The following is a 1,204-nucleotide window of genomic DNA, read 5'->3' as shown; positions in this document are numbered from 1 at the left end:
AGGGTTTGGGCGAGGCCCGCCGATAACCCCGGGGTGAAGGTGTTCGGTTCTTGATTCACCGGGCCGCGCGCGGGGGGGTGCGAGCCCGCCGCGGACGACCTCCCCTCCACCGCGCCTGTGCGGGCGCACCCTACACAATCAGGAGAAGACCACGTGTCTGTTCGGATCGGAATCAACGGCTTCGGCCGCATCGGCCGCAACTACCTGCGGGCGGCTCTCGCCCAGGGTGCTGACCTCGAGATCGTCGCCGTCAACGACCTCACCGACAACAAGACCCTCGCGCACCTGCTGAAGTACGACTCGATCCTCGGCGTGCTCGACCAGGACGTCACGTACGACGAGTCGTCCATCACGGTCGGCGGCCACAAGATCGCCGCGCTCGCCGAGCGCGACCCCGCAGCGCTCCCGTGGGGCGAGCTGGGCGTCGACATCGTCATCGAGTCGACCGGCCGCTTCACGAACGCCGACGACGCCCGCAAGCACATCGAGGGCGGCGCGAAGAAGGTCCTCATCTCGGCTCCCGCCAAGGGCGAGGACGCGACCTTCGTCATCGGCGCCAACGAGCACCTGTACGACCCCGAGAAGCACCACATCATCTCGAACGCGTCGTGCACGACCAACTGCCTCGCCCCGCTCGCCAAGGTCTTCAACGACAAGTTCGGCATCGTGCGCGGCCTCATGACGACGGTCCACGCCTACACGGCCGACCAGAACCTCCAGGACGGCCCGCACTCCGACCTCCGTCGCGCGCGCGCCGCCGCCCTCAACATCGTCCCCACCTCGACGGGCGCGGCGAAGGCCATCGGCCTCGTCCTCCCCGAGCTCAAGGGCAAGCTCGACGGCTTCGCGCTCCGCGTGCCCGTCCCCACCGGCTCGATCACCGACCTCACGGTCGAGACCGAGCGCGAGCTGACCGTCGACGAGATCAAGGCCGCCTTCAAGGAGGCCGCGGAGGGCCCGCTCAAGGGCATCCTCAAGTACACCGAGGACGAGATCGTCTCGAGCGACATCGTCCACGACCCGCACTCGTCGATCTTCGACTCCGGCCTCCTGCGCGTCCTCGGCACGCAGGTCAAGCTCTCGTCGTGGTACGACAACGAGTGGGGCTACTCGAACCGTCTCGTCGACCTCACCGAGATCGTCGCCGAGAAGCTCTGAGCTTCAGGAACCGTCCGGGAAGCCCGCAGGCGCGCAGCCACGCGCC

Annotated in this window: 1 protein-coding gene; it reads left to right on the top strand. The window is 68.1% G+C overall.

What is annotated here, in order from left to right:
• Positions 1 to 153 precede the first annotated feature (153 nt).
• Positions 154 to 1,158, top strand: coding sequence for a type I glyceraldehyde-3-phosphate dehydrogenase (gene gap / locus ACWGPF_RS17535; protein WP_345435077.1), 1,005 nt, complete (start codon positions 154 to 156; stop codon positions 1,156 to 1,158).
• Positions 1,159 to 1,204 lie beyond the last annotated feature (46 nt).

The sequence above is a fragment of the Microbacterium sp. NPDC055683 genome, from assembly GCF_053617895.1.
Note: the sequence above shows the minus strand (reverse complement) of the source record. Positions and strands in the feature narration are given on the sequence as shown.